The 17283-nt window shown below is 61.0% G+C and carries 19 protein-coding genes; 10 read left to right on the plus strand and 9 right to left on the minus strand.

From position 1 onward, the window contains the following. Window positions 1-26 precede the first annotated feature (26 nt). On the plus strand, window positions 27-803 hold the full coding sequence (locus tag NW826_RS06160; RefSeq protein WP_414509694.1) for a sensor histidine kinase: 777 nt from the start codon (window positions 27-29) through the stop codon (window positions 801-803). A gap of 16 nt (window positions 804-819) precedes the next feature. Here NW826_RS06160 and NW826_RS06165 read toward each other — a convergent pair whose 3' ends face one another. Further along, on the minus strand, window positions 820-1329 hold the full coding sequence (locus tag NW826_RS06165; RefSeq protein WP_414333335.1) for a YHS domain-containing (seleno)protein: 510 nt from the start codon (window positions 1327-1329) through the stop codon (window positions 820-822). Window positions 1330-1497: 168 nt separating this feature from the next. Next, window positions 1498-1899, minus strand: coding sequence for a photosystem II protein Psb27 (gene psb27 / locus NW826_RS06170; protein WP_414333333.1), 402 nt, complete (start codon window positions 1897-1899; stop codon window positions 1498-1500). Window positions 1900-1970: 71 nt separating this feature from the next. Between psb27 and NW826_RS06175 the strand changes: the two genes are divergently transcribed. Then, on the plus strand, window positions 1971-2711 hold the full coding sequence (locus tag NW826_RS06175; protein WP_414509695.1) for an NnrU family protein: 741 nt from the start codon (window positions 1971-1973) through the stop codon (window positions 2709-2711). Window positions 2712-2745: 34 nt separating this feature from the next. Beyond that, window positions 2746-3138: a thioredoxin family protein gene (locus NW826_RS06180; RefSeq protein WP_414333329.1), complete on the plus strand. Its 393-nt coding sequence runs from the start codon at window positions 2746-2748 to the stop codon at window positions 3136-3138. Here NW826_RS06180 and NW826_RS06185 read toward each other — a convergent pair. The 5 genes from NW826_RS06185 to NW826_RS06205 form a co-directional block, all read right to left on the minus strand. Beyond that, on the minus strand, window positions 3075-4661 hold the full coding sequence (locus tag NW826_RS06185) for a hydantoinase B/oxoprolinase family protein (RefSeq protein WP_414509696.1): 1587 nt from the start codon (window positions 4659-4661) through the stop codon (window positions 3075-3077). The two genes, NW826_RS06180 and NW826_RS06185, sit on opposite strands and share 64 nt — an antisense overlap. 5 nt (window positions 4662-4666) lie before the next feature. After that, window positions 4667-4975: a hypothetical protein gene (locus tag NW826_RS06190; RefSeq protein ID WP_414509697.1), complete on the minus strand. Its 309-nt coding sequence runs from the start codon at window positions 4973-4975 to the stop codon at window positions 4667-4669. 30 nt (window positions 4976-5005) lie between these two features. Next, entirely contained in the window at window positions 5006-5527 is a 522-nt protein-coding gene (locus tag NW826_RS06195; protein ID WP_414333325.1) for a PDZ domain-containing protein, read from the minus strand. A gap of 279 nt (window positions 5528-5806) precedes the next feature. Next, window positions 5807-6757, minus strand: coding sequence for a prolyl aminopeptidase (gene pip, locus NW826_RS06200; protein WP_414509698.1), 951 nt, complete (start codon window positions 6755-6757; stop codon window positions 5807-5809). A gap of 37 nt (window positions 6758-6794) precedes the next feature. Next, window positions 6795-9002, minus strand: a complete 2208-nt coding sequence (locus tag NW826_RS06205) for a glycoside hydrolase (protein WP_414509699.1) — start codon at window positions 9000-9002, stop codon at window positions 6795-6797. A gap of 175 nt (window positions 9003-9177) precedes the next feature. Between NW826_RS06205 and NW826_RS06210 the strand changes: the two genes are divergently transcribed. The 4 genes from NW826_RS06210 (at window position 9178) to NW826_RS06225 (ending at window position 11553) form a co-directional block, all read left to right on the plus strand. Further along, entirely contained in the window at window positions 9178-9696 is a 519-nt protein-coding gene (locus NW826_RS06210) for an HNH endonuclease (RefSeq protein ID WP_414509700.1), read from the plus strand. 118 nt (window positions 9697-9814) lie between these two features. Beyond that, a complete protein-coding gene (gene eda / locus NW826_RS06215; protein ID WP_414337166.1) occupies window positions 9815-10513 on the plus strand; it encodes a bifunctional 4-hydroxy-2-oxoglutarate aldolase/2-dehydro-3-deoxy-phosphogluconate aldolase in 699 nt (232 codons plus the stop codon). A 25-nt stretch (window positions 10514-10538) separates the two neighbouring features. Next, complete coding sequence (ybeY, locus tag NW826_RS06220; protein ID WP_414333316.1) at window positions 10539-11030, plus strand: rRNA maturation RNase YbeY; 492 nt, start codon at window positions 10539-10541, stop codon at window positions 11028-11030. Further along, entirely contained in the window at window positions 11014-11553 is a 540-nt protein-coding gene (locus NW826_RS06225; RefSeq protein ID WP_414333314.1) for a diacylglycerol kinase family protein, read from the plus strand. The genes ybeY and NW826_RS06225 overlap by 17 nt, the downstream gene beginning before the upstream one ends. A gap of 21 nt (window positions 11554-11574) precedes the next feature. Here NW826_RS06225 and thrB read toward each other — a convergent pair whose 3' ends face one another. Beyond that, window positions 11575-12501, minus strand: coding sequence for a homoserine kinase (thrB, locus tag NW826_RS06230; protein ID WP_414333312.1), 927 nt, complete (start codon window positions 12499-12501; stop codon window positions 11575-11577). Window positions 12502-12750: 249 nt separating this feature from the next. Here thrB and NW826_RS06235 point away from each other — a divergent pair, with 249 nt between their 5' ends. Further along, the gene (locus tag NW826_RS06235; protein WP_414333368.1) at window positions 12751-13965 is read left to right on the plus strand and encodes an anion transporter; all 1215 of its coding nucleotides are present in this window, start codon (window positions 12751-12753) and stop codon (window positions 13963-13965) included. A gap of 86 nt (window positions 13966-14051) precedes the next feature. Here the strand turns inward: NW826_RS06235 and NW826_RS06240 are convergent, their stop codons facing one another. Further along, window positions 14052-14531, minus strand: a complete 480-nt coding sequence (locus tag NW826_RS06240; RefSeq protein ID WP_414333310.1) for a hypothetical protein — start codon at window positions 14529-14531, stop codon at window positions 14052-14054. A 280-nt stretch (window positions 14532-14811) separates the two neighbouring features. On the opposite strand from NW826_RS06240, the gene NW826_RS06245 reads away from it, so the two are divergent. Then, window positions 14812-15948, plus strand: coding sequence for a citrate synthase (locus tag NW826_RS06245; RefSeq protein ID WP_414337167.1), 1137 nt, complete (start codon window positions 14812-14814; stop codon window positions 15946-15948). Between the two features lie 80 nt (window positions 15949-16028). Beyond that, window positions 16029-17084 (plus strand): permease, encoded by a 1056-nt coding sequence (locus tag NW826_RS06250; protein ID WP_414337172.1) that lies wholly within the window; start codon window positions 16029-16031, stop codon window positions 17082-17084. Window positions 17085-17283 lie beyond the last annotated feature (199 nt).

Raw genomic sequence — 17283 nt, forward strand, 5'->3', positions numbered from 1 at the left:
CCCCTGTCCTTCGTCCGGAGCACCTTTTGAGGAAACCCGCAGCCAAACCCGATCCAGCTTCCCAGCCGGCGGCCCCTGCCGACAGGCAAGAGGCGGTAGATTGGCAATTTGCTTTTGAACGCTCTGAGGTGATGCGAGCCTTTCAGCAGGAGTTGCTCGTCAGCATTGGCCACGAGCTGCGCAACCCCCTCAGCAGCCAGATGGGATCCCTGCAGTTGGTGTTGTCGGATCTGTGCGATTCCCCGGAGGAGGAGCGGGAATATATTCAAAGTGCCAAAGAGTCCGTAGAGCGCTTGATTAAGCTGCTCGAGGAATACACCCGCCTGGCTCGCCACGATCTGCCCATTCAACCCCTGCAACCGGAGCCGACCCAACTCCGCCCCCTGCTGCAAGATGTGTACAGCCTAACTCGCCTACAGGCCCAGGATCAGGGCATTCGCTACGAGTGGCCGATCCTACAACCACCTTCTGTTTCTGAGCCGTCCGCCCTCTCGGACAGCCTTATGGTTTGGGCGGATCCCCACGGTTTGGTGCAGGCTCTGCTGGGGGTGTGTCGCTGGGGCATCCGTGCCCTGCGCTATGGTTCGATGGCTCTGCACCTCTATCCCATCGCAGCAGCGGAGGGGCACCTGTGTCTAGAGTGGAACCTGGAGGGACGGTGCCATGTGCCCGTTGAAACAAAGAGCAGTGCTACTTGGCGGGTGAGCGAGCGGCTCCTGAGAGAAATGGGGGGCGATCTGGAGCTTGGCGAAAGCGGCCTCCACCGGGTTGTCATCAAGGTAACCCTGCGCCTCATCCAGTGATCCCAGACAGGTAGGCTCAGCGGCTGCGCAGCCCCGGCCAATTGGCATCTGCCTTCTCGATCAACCCGGGAATGTCCCGCTCCCAGTTGCGCTGTACCCGCCGGTTGGCATTCAAGTACAGCTTGTCATCGACAATTTTCCAGGCAAAGGGATCCACCGGGTAAAGGTAGTTGTGGGCCACGGCCCAAGCACAAAACCCGCCGTACTGGGGGGCAAAGCGCTCCGGGTTGCTGCGAAACCGCTCCCGATTGTCAGCAGTGGCAAACCGCCAGGTCACCCCTCCCCACTCCCATTCATAGGCTGGGGATCCCTCGACCGGCTTGCCATCGATAAAGTAGGCCACCGGGTCATAGCCGCGCAGGGCCAGGCCATCCACCGCAAAAAAAGGGCCCGGGGATCCCTCCTCGGCAGCTCCAGCCACCTGTCCTTGGGCTGGAAGGGACAAGAGCGAAGCTGAATAAAAAGCAATAACCCCACCCCCAACCATCAGCGGCAACGAGAGCAGGATCCAACGACCTGTGCCCATAACAACCTCCCAAATCCTGAGAAAATGCCCTTTGCCTCGAGAGAGCGGCGCCTTCCTCCTCAGGTTTGGAAGAACGCCGGCGATGACCTCGACTTTTGCGAGCTGGCAACAGCTTGGCTGCACCGGGGGAAATTTGCCTGTGATTTGGATCTGGGAGATCCCAAAAGTTCAACCTTCCCGGCGCAAGGCCAACTCCGCCCGATCCAGTTGCATCAGCACCCGCTCCACCTTCTCCGGGTTGAGAGGTCGGTTGGAGGTGCGGTACTGGGAGGCCAGCGTATTAAACACGGTGCGCAGGGTGGTGAAAGACTGGAGCTTGTCGTAGCGTTGGCCGTGGTAGCGTCCTGCGAATTCTTGCATAGCCTCCATCGCTTCCGCCCGCGCCTCTGCCGGGTTCATCACGGGATCCGCTTCCGAAAGGACGGTGCGCAGGGTTTGGATCAGGGTCATGCTGTCTTCGTAGTACTTGCCGGTAAGACGGGCCGCCTGAGCGCTTGCGGTCGTCCAGCCCAGCACCAGGATGACCGAGAGGAGCAGGCCGACAAGGCGTAGAAAAAAAGTTTTCAGCATGGGAAGCTTGCCTTATGTAACTTATCTTTAAGCATAAGTCACGGCGACGCCCCAGAGGAGCTCTTGAAAAGATGCTGTTCCCACTCTTTAGCCACTTACCGCCCGAGCTGGCCCCCTACCGATCCCATGCGATCATGTTGGCCATGATTCTAGGATTTGCCTGTGCTCACAGTGGGCTGGCCTACTTGCGGCCTTGGGGGGAAGCTTGGCTGGGATCCCGTTTGTACCGCCTTCTTTTTGCGCTGGTCAGCCTCAGCTTGGCGCCGCTGCTGCTGATCTACTTCTTTAACCATCGCTACGACGGCGTGATCCTTTGGGATCTCCATGCTGTCCCCGGCATTCACACCACCGTTGTTCTTTTGTCGGCGCTCTCGTTTTTCTTTTTGTATCCGGCCACCTTCAATTTGCTGGAGATCGCCGCCATTCAGAAGCCGGAGATCCACCTGTTTGAGACCGGGATCATCCGCATCACCCGCCACCCCCAAATGGTGGGCCAGGTGATCTGGTGTGTGGCCCATTCCCTTTGGATTGGCTCCAGTTTTATGCTGGTCACCTCCCTGGGGCTGGTGGCCTATCACCTGTTCGCCGTCTGGCACGGGGATCACCGTCTGGAGCGGAAATACGGCCAGGCCTTCCGCGATCTCAAGGCCCGTACTTCTGTGATCCCCGGCTTGGCCATTCTGCAGAAGCGCCAGCAACTGCAACCGCGAGAGTTTCTGCGCTGGGCCTACCTAGGGGTGTTCAGCTTTGTAGTGATTCTTTATGCTTTCCATCCGCAAATGGTTTCTGCAGCCAGCCAAATTGCCTGGTAGCATGATCCCAAACAACTTCTTTAGTCTGGGAGTGATGAACTTGCAAGTTGCTTTAGATGCTTTTAATCAAGAACTTTTGACAAGTGACGGGTTGGTGTTGGTGGATTTTGGCGCCCCTTGGTGTGGCCTGTGTCGGTTCATTCAGCCGATTACCGACCGTCTCGCAGCAGAGTGGGGCGGCGCAGTTAAGGTGCTGCGGGTGAATGTGGACGACAATTTTTGGCTGCCGCGCCGCTATCGGGTGCGCTCGCTGCCGACCCTAATTTTGTTTGAGAAAGGTCAAGAAGTGCATAGGTTAGAGCACTTTGCCAGCCGTGATGAGGTGATCCGGCGCTGCGAGCAGTTGTTTCTCGCCCACCTGCGCTATGTGGGTTCGGGTGCCTGCTCCTCCTCGCTTGACCCCCAAGCCCCGCCGCCAGGGGTGTAGAGGGTGAGCACATCGCCGGCTTTCAGGGATCGGCTGGTTTTGCTGGGCAAGGGATCCCCGTTGACGAGGTTGATCCCCACCTGGCCAGGCTCGCCGCCTTCTTCCCCTTGGGGGGCATGGTGGCGCCGGTCGGTGAGCAGGGAGAGGGTGCAATCTTGCAAGGTCTGGAGGGAGCGGATCAGCCCCCAGCCGCCCCGCTGGCGGCCATGGCCGCCGGAATCTGGGCGTAGCTCGTAGCGCAGCACCCGCAGGGGATACTCCAGCTCCAGAGCTTCGATGGGGGTGTTGAGGGTATTGCTCATGCCCACGTGGACGCCGTCCAGGCCCGGTCGCTGCCGGCTGGCTCCTTGGCCGCCCCCCAGGGTTTCGTAGTAGGTGAAGTGGCGGTTGCCGAGCACACAGTTGTTCATGGTGCCCTGTCCCTGGGCAATGGCACGGGATCCGGCCACCGGGGCTAGGGCTTTGAACACCACATCGGCAATGCGCTGCGAGGTTTCCACGTTGCCCGCCACCACCGCCGCCGGAAATTGGGCGTTCACCAGGCAGCCGGGCGGGGCTACGATCTCGATGGGATCCTCCAGGCCGACATTGCTGGGCGCCGTGGGATCCAACAGGCAGCGCAGGGCAAAGAGCACCGCCGAGCGGGTCACAGCCAAAGGCGCGTTCAGGTTCCCCGCGGTGGCCGGGGCTGTGCCGGCAAAGTCCACCCGTAGCCTCTCTCCCCTTACCTCAATCTGCACCTGGATGCGGAGCGGCTCGGGCGGATCCCCGTAGCCCTCCAGGTAGTCGCAGGCGGTGTAGATCCCAGCAGGCAGAGCGCGGATCTGGGCCTGCATCCGCCGCCGGCTGTAGGCGATCACCCCGGCGATCAACTGCCAGGCCTCTTCTTCTCCAAAGCGGGCCAGCAGCTCGCGAAACCGGCTCACCCCCACGGCGCTGGCCCCCACCTGGGCCTGCAAATCCCCCCGCCGCTGCTCAGGGTTGCGCACATTGGCCAGGATCAGGCGCAGCAGATCGCCCTGCCAGCACAGCTCCCCCGTCAGGGTCATTTGGGCCAGCCGCAGCGGCGGGATCACCAGCCCTTCCTGCCAGATTTCCGTAGAGTCGGCCGGCATGGAGCCGGGGCGCATCCCCCCGATGTCGGCGTGGTGGGCGCGGTTCACCGCGTAGGCGCAGACTTGTTCTGGATCCCGCAGGCCGGGGATGGCTGTAACCACCGTGATATCCGGCAGATGGGATCCCCCCTGGTAGGGATCGTTGAGGACGAACACATCGCCGGGCCGCGGGCCGGCTGCCACCACCGCCCGCACCGCTTCCGCGAGGGCGCCCAGGTGCACCGGAATGTGGGCCGCCTGGGCAATACAGTCTCCCCGAGCGTCGAACAGGGCCGTCGAGCAATCCCGCCGTTCCTTGATGTTGGCCGAGTAAGAACCGCGGATGAGGCGCGCCCCCATCTCCTCGGCGATCCCCGCCAGCGCATTGGCCATCACCTGCAACCGGATGGGATGAGAGACGCTATCCATGCTCCTCACAGCCTGCGCCCCAGCCAAACAGCCACCCTGCGGATCCCTTGCCAAAACTGGAGACGCCGCTGCCAGCGGTCGAGGGTATGGCGATTCTCCCGCAGCCGATCCCGTAGGCGCAGCAACTCAGCCGGCGTGGGAGCCAAAGCCCGCTCAGCCGCCTCCCGCCAGTCGGCCATGGCCCGCTCCGTAACCCAGAGCGCCGACCGCAGGCTCAAAAGGACAGGAACGAGGGCGAGCAAAGCCAGAAACAGCAGCCCGTTGAGGCCGCAAACCGCCCAAACTGCCCACTCTGTCCCTGATGCAGCAGTCACAGGGAGCTCAGCAAGGGATCCCGACAAAGCTTACTGCTGCTGCAGCATCAAGGGGCGCAACACACGGCCATCGCCGACCACCACCACCGTGGACAACACCTGTCCGCCGCGCCGGAAGGTAATGGGTACCCGCTGGCCCACCGGGGTGTTTTGGATAATTTGCTGGACGTGCTGCACCGAGGTGACCCGCTGCCCGTCCACCCCAATCAAAATATCTCCCTGGGCCAGACCCGCTTGTTGAGCCGGGCCATCCTGGAGCAGACCAACCACCTGCACCCCTTGGATTTGAGGCGCGGGGCCAAACAGGCGACGACTGACGGCACCTTGAGCTGGCTGTCCATCCACCGTTTCAATGGCAACCCCGATAAAACCGTTGCCTAGGACAGCAGGCGACACCTGAGCCCCGAAACTGTCAACCTGAACCGTGGGGCTGTAGAAGTTGTAAGCTTCACCCCCAACCGAGTCACAGGGGTAGGCCACAACGGCATCTGCCAGCAAGAGGGAAGCAGGCAGGGCGAGGGCAAGCTTAGACAGATGAGTTATTTTCTGCATGGTTCGACCCTGGAAACGGCGAAGTAAAGACAAGTTTGCTTTGACAAGACGCTGGAGTGGAGGAACCAGCCCAAGATCAATTAACAACAATCAAAAGGAGCCAGTGGCGGAAGCCATCGACCAGGCAGCCTGCACCGCTCTTCCCTCAGTGATAAACCCAAAATCGCCGACTGTCGATAGGCTTGGCCGTGCTCCGGGGCTGGATCCCAAGGTTTTGCCGGCATTCCTGTAGCAATTCTTCAAGGTCTTGGGATCCCCAACCCAGGCTATCTCAGCGGCTCACAGACTGGCGCAGCGATCCGTGGCCTGCAGCAGGGCGGTGCGGATCCCGGGCTCGGTGATGGAATGGCCGGCATCGGGAATGAGGTAAAACTCCGCCTCTGGCCAGGCCTGGTGCAGCTCCCAGGCAGAAATGGGCGGGCAGACCACGTCGTAGCGTCCCTGGACGATCACAGCCGGCAGATGGCGCAGGCGCTCCACCCCCCTAAGGAGCTGGTCTTCAGGATCCAAAAAACCCCCATGGACGAAGTAGTGGCACTCGATGCGGGCAAAGGCCTCGGCAAAGGTCTCCTGGCCAAAGCGCTCGATGAGCTCAGGGCTGGGGATCAACTTGCTGGTGCTGGCCTCCCAGATGGCCCAGGCGCGGGCCGCTCTCAGCCGCACCTGGGGATCCGGGTCGTTGAGGCGGCGGTGGTAGGCTGCCAGCAGGTCATCCCGCTCTTCGGGGGGGATGGGCTCCAGGTAATGTTCCCAAGCATCGGGGAACAGGTGGCTGGCCCCCGACTGGTAAAACCAGCGGATCTCAAAAGGGCGTAGCAGGAAAATGCCCCGCAAGATAAACCCCAGGCAGGAGTGGGGGTGGGTTTGCCCATAGGCCAAGGCAAGGGCGCTGCCCCAACTGCCCCCAAACACCCACCAGCGCTCAATGCCCAGGTGTTGGCGCAGCTTCTCGATATCGGCCACCAGATCCCAGGTGGTGTTCTCCCGCAGCTCGGCGTAGGGGCGGCTCTTGCCGCAACCACGTTGATCGAACAGCACCACCCGCCAGCGGCTGGGATCAAAGTACTGCCGGTAGAGGGGATCGATCCCACCCCCTGGCCCCCCATGCAAAAACACCACCGCCTTGCCCGCCGGGTTGCCGCACTGCTCGTAGTAGAGGGTGTGCAGGGAAGAGACGGGGAGAAAGCCGTAATCGTAGGGCTCGATGGGCGGGTAGAGATCGCGCTGCATAACCAGTCAGAGATTCTAAGGGCCAACGGCCAGCCGCTCAAGGCCTGCGCAGGGCGATGGTGGCCTTGGGGGGGATCCCTTCCTGGAAGGTCTCGCCATCGGCGGCCACAATGATAAATTGCAGCTCCTGCCCCGGCTGGGCGCCCAAATTGCTCCAGGGAATGGCTACCTCCAAACAGGCATCCACCACCGCCTTCACCTGATGGTTGATGGGCTGCCAGCTATGGTACTCCCCTGCCTGCAAGAGCTGAGCCTCGACGGGTGCGGGATGCTGGCCGGTGCCAGGCGGCGGCAGCGACAGCTTCAACAGGTGGCGGTAGAGATAGTTGAGGGGGGCTTCTGCCGGCAACCCCTGCAGGGGAATGGGGCTGTTGACGGTAACGCGGTTGGGATAAAACCACAGCACCTGCAATTGCTTGGGCCGCTGCACCACCGAGTTAAAATCCAGCCGCAGATAGAGGTTGAAGTGATCGAACCCGTACCAGAGGCGGCGGACGACGCTGTTGCGGTGCATGGTTCCTCGGGCTGCGCCGATCTCCACCCGCCCGGCCTGGCTCCACTCCCGTTCGGCGGGGCGACCGTTGATGGTGGGATGGATAAACCCCTGCGGCAGGCGATCCCCCAGCCCGTCGTGATCCTCGAGGGGAAACTGCAGCGCCGCCGGCACCGCCTCTCCCAAAGCGGTGTAGAGGGCCTGTAGATGTTCCCGAAACAACTGGTCAAAAACGGCATCGTGGGCGGAAGAGTGGCCTGCCCCAAACCACCAGAACCAATCGGATCCCTCAGCGGCCCAGAGGGCTTCCCAGGCCTGGAGGGTGGCGTGAGGGTGATCCTGGATCACCTGGCGGGCTTGGGCAAGGAGCTCCCAGGCGCGGTTTTTGACGGGATCCCCAATCCAAGTGGTAAAGTCGGCCTCAATCCAGGAGCCGCTGTGCAATTGTTCGGCTGGCAGAAACTCCGTGGGGGGAAACTGATCCAAAAACTCCGACACCTTCACCAAGCGCAACGCCGGGTGCTGGCTGAGGCGGGCATAGAGGTTTTCCAGGAAGGGGCGGCCATCTTGGGGGTAGTACTCCCAGCAATTTTCCCCATCCAGGGCAATGGTGACCAGCCAGGGCTGGTCTTGGGGTAGGCGGTTGCGGATGCTCTCCAGGTGGCCGATGAGATCTTTGGCGGCAGCGTCGGCAGGCATGGCGCTGTAGCTAAAGCCAATGAGATCGGAAAGGCGGTGATCCCGAAAGATGATGGCCAAATCCCCTGCCTCGCTCTCCAGACGGTAGGGGCGGTAGAGCTTTTCCGGCTCGAGGATATGGCCCTGCCCGTCGCGATGAAAGGGTTGGCCCAAGCTCCAGCCCAGCACTCCCTCGTCGGAGATGATCCAATCAAAGCCTTGTTTCTGGATCAGGGGCACGATGGCGGGGCTGACCGCCTGCTCTGAAGGCCACAGACCCCGCGGATCGCGGCCAAAGCGCTCCCGGTAGATCTGCTTGGCCCGCTCCAGTTGGCTGTGGACATCCTGCTCCCAGTGGAAGGGGTAGCGGGGCAGGGGCAAGCCGGGCCGGGCCACCCGCGCCGAGCGCTCGCTCACCAGCAGGGGCAAGATGGGGTGGGTGTAGGGGCTGGTGGTCAACTCCAGTTGGCCGCTACTTTGCAATTTGGCGTGCTGGGGCAGGATGGCGGCCAGGATCTGCTGTTGCTTGGCGTAGATCCGCTGCCGATCCGCCAGGGTAAAGCCGGATCCCATCTTGATCCAGCTCTCGATCTCAGGATCCTCCTGGAAGAGGGGATCGAACCAGGAGAGGTTGTGCCAGGCCAGCAGGTCACTGAAGTCTTGGGGCGTCCAGTACTGTAGGCACCAGTTGATCCCTTGCGATTCCCGCTGTTCGTAGAGCTGGCGGTAGCGGGGGTAGGGCTCAATCATGGTGGGGTAATGGCTGTCGAAGAAACGCTCGACAATGAAGCGCCGCTGCTCCGGGGTCAGCTTTTCGACAGGAGATAAAGTCAGCTCCAAATAGGGATCGAAAGCGGAGCCGGCCACGTAGTCTTCGATTTGCACAATGAGAGAGGGCACTAGGTTAACCGTTTGGTGCAGGCGGGGATAGCGCTCCAGCAGCAAAATTAAGTCCAGGTAGTCTTTGATCCCGTGTAGGCGCACCCAAGGCATGCGATATTTACCCGCCAGCGGGCTTTTGTAGAGGGGCTGGTGTTGGTGCCAAACCAGGGCAACATGCAGCGGGTAGGTCATGGGAGGCACGGGATCCGACCATCACCCGGATACTAGCCCATCTGTCCGGCTCCCGATCGTAAGAAACTCTGGAATGTTGAATGGTGGGGCTCCACCTGGATGGTGCCCACTGGGGGAAAACCTTGTCATTCGCCAGATTTCTCAGGACAATGGCGGCAAATGGAAGAGCTAAGTCATGACTGCTGCTACCCACGTCCTGGAACAGTCGATTGTTGTCTTTTCCCAAAACTACTTGCCCATTAGCCGGGTCAACATTAGGCGGGCGATTGTGCTGCTGCTGACGGGTAAGGCAGAGCCGCTGGCGATGATGGATGTGCCGGTGTGGAAGGTGCGCTCCCCCAGCCAGGTGATCGAGGTGCCCGAACACATCCGCCTGACCATCAAGGGCAAAGAGGGATCCTGGCGGGTGCCCCCTGTTACCCGGCGAGAGGTCTTGCGGCGGGATCGCCACACCTGTCAGTACTGCGGCAGCACCCATAACCTGACCCTGGATCATGTCGTACCTCTTTCCCGCGGCGGATCCCACACCTGGGACAATGTGGTGACCGCCTGCGAACGCTGCAACCAGCGCAAGGGCAACCGCACTCCTGAAGAGGCCAATATGCCCCTCCTCAGCAAACCCCGTGCCCCCATCCACCCAACAGTGGCTTTTGCGGAGCAATTTTGGCGTGAGCACCAAAGTCGGCAAGAGTGACCTCCGCCCATCGCCAAGGCGGTACGCTCGCTGTTGGGCTTTTCCGGTCATTGCCAACGATGGGATCTTGCCACCGGTTCCCCGACAGCCCTTCCAATGAGAGGGTACTTTCCCACAGATGGTATTCGAGGGTTCTGAACGCGGCTTTGGAGACTGGCTACTCCATTTGTGGCAGCAGCCCCTGATCGCGGTGATCCGCCTCTGTAGCAGCCCAGACCAGGCTCTCCAGGGATCCACTCTGGCCATCCGGGCCGGGATCCGCCACATCGAGATCACCCCGCACGTTCCCCGCTATCTGGAGTTGATTGCCCAACTGCGGCAAGACCACCCGCAGTGTTGGATAGGGGTGGGCACCGTCTCCCATCGACAGATGGCGGAGCAGGCTTGGCAGGCGGGGGCCCAATTTTGCGTTTGCCCTTTTACGGACGAGAGCATTATCCGTTGGGGCCGGGAAGTGGGACTGCCCGTCGTGCCCGGTGCCCTTACCCCCAGCGAGATCTGGAAGGCATGGCAGGCGGGGGCAACGGCGGTCAAAGTGTTTCCGGCGGAGAGCATGGGGGGATCCCGCTACCTGCGTCATCTGCGACCGGTGCTGGGATCCCTGCCGTTGATCCCCACTGGGGGGGTGACCTTGGCCAAGGCAGCGGAATATCTGCAAGCAGGGGCCTGGGCGGTCGCCATTGCCGGAGATCTGTTTCCGACAGAGGATTGGGATCCAGACTGCCAAAAGCTGGAAAATCGGCTGCGCCAGGCGCTGCAACAGCTTGCCGAGCAGAGAAACAAAAACTGGCCCAACCTGAGCAAATCGGTAGAATAGGGTGCGTGGTGTGAGGGAGGCCGGCATGGGAGAGTTTCTAGATCTCTACCTGGAATTCCACATTCCAAGCCCGGTTGAAGAAGTCACTTGGCGCCATTGGTTCGAGATCTGGTTGCGGGAGCTGGGGGTACAGGAGCCGTGCGAGCTCAGCCTTTGCCTCACCTCCGATGATCACATTCGCCAGCTCAACCGCGAGTTTCGCCACCTTGACGCGCCCACCGATGTGCTGGCCTTTGCCGCCCAGGAGATGCCCGCCCCCGTCAAGCTGCACGAGATCACGGGGGTGCGCCTGCTGGGGGATATTGTGATTTCGGTGCCCACCGCCCGCTCACAAGCCAAAGCGCAAGGGCATCGGCTCTCGCAGGAGCTGGCCTGGCTGGCCAGCCATGGGTTGCTTCACCTGCTGGGGTGGGATCACCCGGATGAACGTTCTCTCCAGCACATGGTGCAGCAACAGCGACAGTTGCTCGCTGCCATCCAACTGGATGGAGGGGTAAGCCATGGCCAACAGTCCTAGTCGGCTGGCGGCGTTCCGGCGGCGCGTCCATTCCAAGCCCACCGGTATCGCTCCAGCGCCTTCCTCTGAGGTCGATCCCGCAGCCAATGCCGCGCCTTTGGAGGTGGATCCCTGGCGACGCCCCCCCTCTTGGCAGGTGGCCGACAACCTGGGCAAAAGTTTCTACTACGCGGGCAAGGGTTTGGCTTATGCAATCCGCACCCAGCGCAACTTCCGCATTCACATGGCGGTGGCGGCGGTAGCCTTCGGCCTTGGGCTGGGCCTGCGGCTGAGCGCTGCGGCAATGGCCCTGATCAGCCTGACCAGCGGTTTGGTGATGGCGCTGGAGCTGGTGAATACCGCTCTGGAAGCAGTGGTGGATCTCACCCTCGGCAGCAAATATCATCCCTTGGCCGAGATCGCCAAAGATTGCGCCGCGGCAGCGGTGTTGATGGCAGCAGTGGCATCCCTGCTGGTGGCGGCTTGGCTCCTCCTCCCGCCTCTATTGCTGCTGCTGCAGGATGGCTTCCCAGCACCAGCCTGAGGAGCTTGGAGAGAGAGTTTTTTATCCAGCCGGCTGGGAGTGGATCACCACCCGTCCTCCCTGCCGATCCAAGCTGAGCGGTTTGGCTTCTGCTTCAATATCGAGCTGGGCCCAAGCGCTGACCATCGCGGCTCCCACCCGTTCCCGATTTTCGGGGGCGCAGAGGGCCAACAGGGTGGGGCCGGCTCCACTGATCACCACCCCATAGGCCCCGGCAGCTATGGCTGCAGCTTGAACCGTTTTGAACCCGGTGATCAGCTCCATGCGGGCCGGCTGGTGCAGGCGATCCTGCAGGGCCACCCTCAGCCAGTCCACCCGGCCCGACTGCAAGCTGCGAATGAGCAGACCCAGATGGCTGCTGGAGAAAACCGCATCCGCCAAGCTGACGGATTTGGGCAGGATCTCGCGGGCTGCTTGGGTGGAAAGCTTAAAGTTGGGCACCGCAACCACGATGCCAATGCTTTCGTGCCAATCCACCGGACAAAACACCCATTGCCCCTGCTGCCCCTGCACACAGAGCTGACAACTGCCCTGCAGGGCGGGCACCACATTGTCTGGATGGCCTTCCAGGGCGATGGCCAGTTGTAGGAGGGTTTCGGGAGCTAGGTTGAGCGACCCGATGGCATTGGCTCCCAACAAGCCGCCGACAATAGCGGTGGCAGAACTGCCCAACCCCCGCGCCAGGGGCACGTTGAGGGTGATTTCGATTTCTACCCCCGGCACGGGCTTACTCAGCAACTCAAAAGCGCGGCAGAAGGCCCGGTACACCAGGTTGTCCTTGCTCTGGCTGATGTGGTCGCTGCCACGGTAGTGGATGCTGAGGCCAGAGGGGATCTCCCGAAATTGAAAGTGGTTGTAGAGCTCTAAGGCTGCACCAATGCAGTCGAACCCCGGCCCCAAATTGGCGGTGGTGGCCGGGACGATCACCTCGACTCGCTCTTTGACCAAGGGGACAGCTCCTCAGTGAACGATGGGCAACTCAAGGTCTACGGGCTCCCATTATCCTATGAACGACGGCCAGATCCCCACGACTACTCAGCCTGACGAGCTTCCGGGCTGTCCTGAAAAGCTTTTTATTCTTGTAACCTATGAGTTGAGTGCTGGGCATAGCGGGCCTGTTTCCACTCCGGCCATTGGCTCAACCCAGCAGGGATCCAAAAAGGAGGGGGCAGAGGCCTGCAGAAACTGTCTTGGTTGGTGTTGGGCTTGAGCTATCTCGGGCTGGGGCTGGGATCCCTGCCCCGGTTGCGCATGAACCGGGCCACGATTGCCCTGGTGGGATCCGCCTTGCTCATTGGCTTGGGGACCTTGTCGCTGCGGCAGGCTTGGGAGGCCATTGACCCCACCACGATCGTGTTTCTCCTGAGCATGATGGTGGTGAATGCCAGCTTGTCCTATGGTGGGGCCTTCCAGTTGGCTTTGCTGGGCCTGATTCGGGTGAGCCGTAGCCCCTTTGGCCTGTTGATCATGCTGGTGTTTGGCAGCGGCTTGCTCTCGGCTTTTTTGCTCAACGATACCCTGGCCCTGGTGTTTACTCCCCTCACTTTGCAGGTCACAACGGTGTTGGGGTTAAACCCGATTCCCTACCTGTTGGGCTTGGCGGCAGCCACCAACCTGGGATCCGTCGCCACCTTGAGCGGCAACCCACAGAACATTTTGATCGGCTCTTTCTCTGGGATCGGCTATCTGGAGTTTGCCGGCAAGATGACGCCCATTGCCGTGGTGGGGCTGCTGCTGGAGGTGGGGCTGCTGTGGCTCTATTACCCCCAGGTGCGCTCCTTGCAACCCTTTGCCCAGGTGCCTTGGCTGCCGCTGCGCCTCTACCCGCCCCTATTGCGCAAGAGCCTGGTGATCGCGGGGGGGCTGTTTGTGGCCTTCATAGCCGGACTTCCCTTGGCCGAATCGGCCTTGGTGGCAGCGGCCCTGTTGCTGATTACCCGCAGGCTGAAGCCGGAGCGATTTCTGGGGCAGGTGGACTGGAATTTGCTGGTGATGTTCTCCGGGCTGTTTATCTTGACGCGGGCAACGCGAGAACTGGTAGCCCTCTGGGGGATGAGCTTGGGGCCTTTGGCAGAGAGGCTGGTGGGATCCCCCCTCGCCCTGTTGATCGGTGTAGCCATTTTATCCAACATCATCTCCAATGTGCCGGCAGTGTTGTTGCTGCAATCCTTGGTTCCCCAACAGGAGACCACCACTTGGCTGTTGCTGGCTGCCGGCTCCACGTTGGCGGGCAATTTAACCCTGTTTGGGGCAGTAGCCAATCTAATCACGGTTGAGGCAGCCGCCAAAAAAGGGTACGTGCTCTCCTTTGGGGAGCATCTGCGCTTGGGTCTGCCCCTGACTCTGCTGACGCTGGGCTTCAGTGGGCTGTGGCTGGGCCAGCCCTTCCTGCCTTCTCCATCGCTCAGGTAACTTCTGCCCAGGGATCCAGCTTGTCGGGATCCCTGGGTGTGATGACTGGTGTTGCCGTCCTTGCGCTGGCACCAGCAGCCTCTCCTTCAGAGCTGTTGGTGGGTGTGGGGGTGCTGCTTGATGTTGTCAGCATCCTTCACTTCCATTGCCGTATTGAGGATCCGTCGCGGCTCGAGGCTGTGGTTGAGCTTAAACGCCCCCCGCTCGGGAGTACAAACTTGGTGCAGGGGGATGTGGCGAAACTGGGGCTTGCTGCGATAGGTGCGGGCCGCCGCTTGCAGCCGCTCCACAAAATCTTCTCCCAGCACCACCCCCGCCGGGAAGACATCGGCGGGCAAAGTCGGGGTCCCGTTGTTCACGATCTCGGCATAGGTTGTGGCGTAGAGGAGACAATAGGAAGTGCTGCGGCCCTCTTGGGCCAGGCAGTCCAAGGCGGCAGCGGGCAACGGCTCGGCCACCAGGACTTCCCGCAGGTGACCGTCCTCATCTCGCTGGAAGCAGGTGGCCACTCCCAGCACCACGTATTCCAGCCCTTGGACGGGGTGAGTTTGCGCCGTATTCGACATCGAGGCCATCTCCAAGCAGGGTTTGCGGTCGAGCGCCCTCGACCAGGGGGTCGTCCTCACAATAGCAACAACTCTTGCCTCGGGCAGCGGGGGCTGTTGCAAGATAGGAAGCGGATCCCAGTCCGATCCAAGCTCTGGGCGAGGTCAGCGGTTGGCTGCAGGGATCCAAAATTTGCTTTACTGTAGCGAAGCGGGGTCAGTGTTGCCTGAGAGAAACAAGGGCTCCAGGCAGCTTTGGCAACCCTCGATTCATCATTTGGGAACTTCCAAGGGTCCGACTATGGCGGATGGCGAATACAAGCCTGGGCTAGAAGGCGTTCCGGCCACGCGTTCTAACATTAGTTTTGTCGATGGCCAGGTAGGGATCCTGGAGTATCGGGGCATTCCCGTTGAGGAACTGACGGCCCACAGCACCTTTTTGGAGACGGCCTATCTGCTGATCTTCGGCAAGCTGCCGACGCAATCCGAGCTGAACGACTTTGACCAGGCCGTCCGCAGCCATCGGCGGGTCAAATACCGCATCCGCGACATGATCAAGTCGTTTCCTGAGTCGGGCCACCCGATGGATGCCCTGCAAACCTGCGTGGCAGGCTTGGGGATGTTCTATCCGGTGCGGGAGGCGGATCCCGACTATGTGTTTGGCACGGTCACCCGTCTGCTCGCCAAGCTGCCGACCATGGTGGCCATGTTTCACCAGATGCGCCAGGGTAACGATCCCATCCCCCCCGACGACAGCCTGGATCATGCCGCCAATTTTCTCTACATGCTCTCCGGCAAGAAGCCGGATCCCTGGCTGGCCCGCATCTTCGATACCTGTCTGATCTTGCACGCCGAACACACGGTCAACGCCTCTACCTTTGCCCTGCTGGTAAGCGCCTCTACCCTGGCCAGCCCCTACAGCAGCCTGGCCACGGCGGTGGGCACCCTTTCGGGGCTGTTGCATGGGGGGGCCAACCAACAGGTGATGAGGCTGTTGCGGCAAATCGGCTCGGTGGAAAATGTGCGCTCGTTTATCGAAGAGAAGCTGGCCAAAAAAGAGCGCATCATGGGCATGGGCCATCGCGTTTACAAGGTGAAGGATCCGCGCGCCACCATTCTGCAGCGGCTGGCCGAGGAGCTGTTCGAGCGCTACGGCCACGACAAGTACTACGACATCGCCCTGGAAGTGGAGCGGGTGTGTGCGGAGCTGCTGGGGCCCAAAGGAATTTACCCCAACGTGGACTTCTACTCGGGGTTGGTCTACGCCAAGCTAGGGATCCCGGAAGATTTGTTTACGCCGGTATTTGCCATTGCCCGGGTGGCGGGTTGGCTGGCCCATTGGCGGGAGCAGTTGTCGGATAATCGGCTCTTCCGACCCACCCAGGTGTACACAGGTGAACGCCAGCAACGCTACATCCCCATCGAGGAGCGGGGTTGAGAGCGGTTTGACAGAGCACTGGGCCGGGATCCAAACTCAATAGAGCCCAAATGCGTGGGTGAGGTGGTGCGTTGAGCCCTTTGGATTCTCCCCTTTGGCGAGACGGGTTCACCCTCTTCTTGAGCATTGTGGTGCAGGCCATGCCGTTTTTGCTCTTGGGGGTGTTTCTCTCCGGGCTGATGGCCGTGTTCGTAGAGGGATCCCAGTTGGCTCGTTTCCTACCCAAAGGCAAAATCGGCAGCGCGGTGGCCGGCGGTGCCCTGGGGTTCTTTTTTCCGGTGTGCGAATGCGGCAATCTGCCCGTGGCCCGGCAACTGGTGATCAAAGGGATCCCACCCTATGTGGCGGTGGCTTTTTTGTTGGCAGCGCCGGTGTTTAACCCGGTCGTGATCTTCTCCACGTGGATTGCCTTTCGCAGCATGCCGGAGCTGGTGGTCTACCGGGTTCTTTTTTCTTTTGGCATTGCGGTGGCCATCGGCTTGCTCTTCAGCGTGCAAAAAGATCTGGAGCCTTTGTTGCAACCGGCGGTCTGGCGAGAGCTGCAGCGCAACCGCTGCCAAGAGGCAGCTCTGAAAAGCACCTCCTGCTCGCCGTTGTTGCAGGGGGGCACCTTTTGGATTGGATCCCAGGGCCATGCTCAAGGGGCTGCTGGCGGATCCCTGGCCACTCCGCAGACTGCCGAAGAGGTGTATCGGGCAGCGCTGGCCGCTGCCCCTGCTCTCTCTTGGCGGCAAAAGGGATTGTTGCTGCTGCAAACCTGGGCTAGAGAGATTCGCGAGCTGGGATCCGTGCTCATCCTGGGTTCGGCGATGGCGGCCTTTGTGCAGACGGTGATCCCGCGTTCGTTTGTTCTAAATTATGGCCAAGATGAACTGGTCTCGATCCTGATCATGATGGCCCTGGCCGGGATCATTTCTATCTGCTCGACGGTGGATGCCTTTTTTGCCCTCTCCTTTGCCGCCACCTTCACGCCGGGATCCCTGTTGGCCTTTATGGTGTTTGGGCCGATGGTGGACTTGAAGGCCATTGGCTTGATGCTGACTTTGTTCAGGCCCCGCGCCATTTTCTACTTGGTGCTCCTGACTTTTCAGTTCACTTTAGTAGGGGCTTTGGCCATCAATTACTGCGCCAGTTAACTCGCCTGCTCCTGCATTTGCTCAACGTAAGGCGCGGGATTCCCCACCCGGGTGGGGAGGGATAGCGCCTACTGACTGATTCTGGATATATCGCTTCACAATTTCTAGAGGTGCACCTCAGCATGAGACAATGCACTTAGAATTATGCCAAAGCTTAGCCTTTCCCCAGTACACTTTATTGAGCTGTTCCGCAAACTGT

This window comes from Synechococcus sp. OH20 (genome assembly GCF_047502685.1).
Taxonomy (GTDB): Bacteria; Cyanobacteriota; Cyanobacteriia; order Thermostichales; family Thermostichaceae; genus Thermostichus.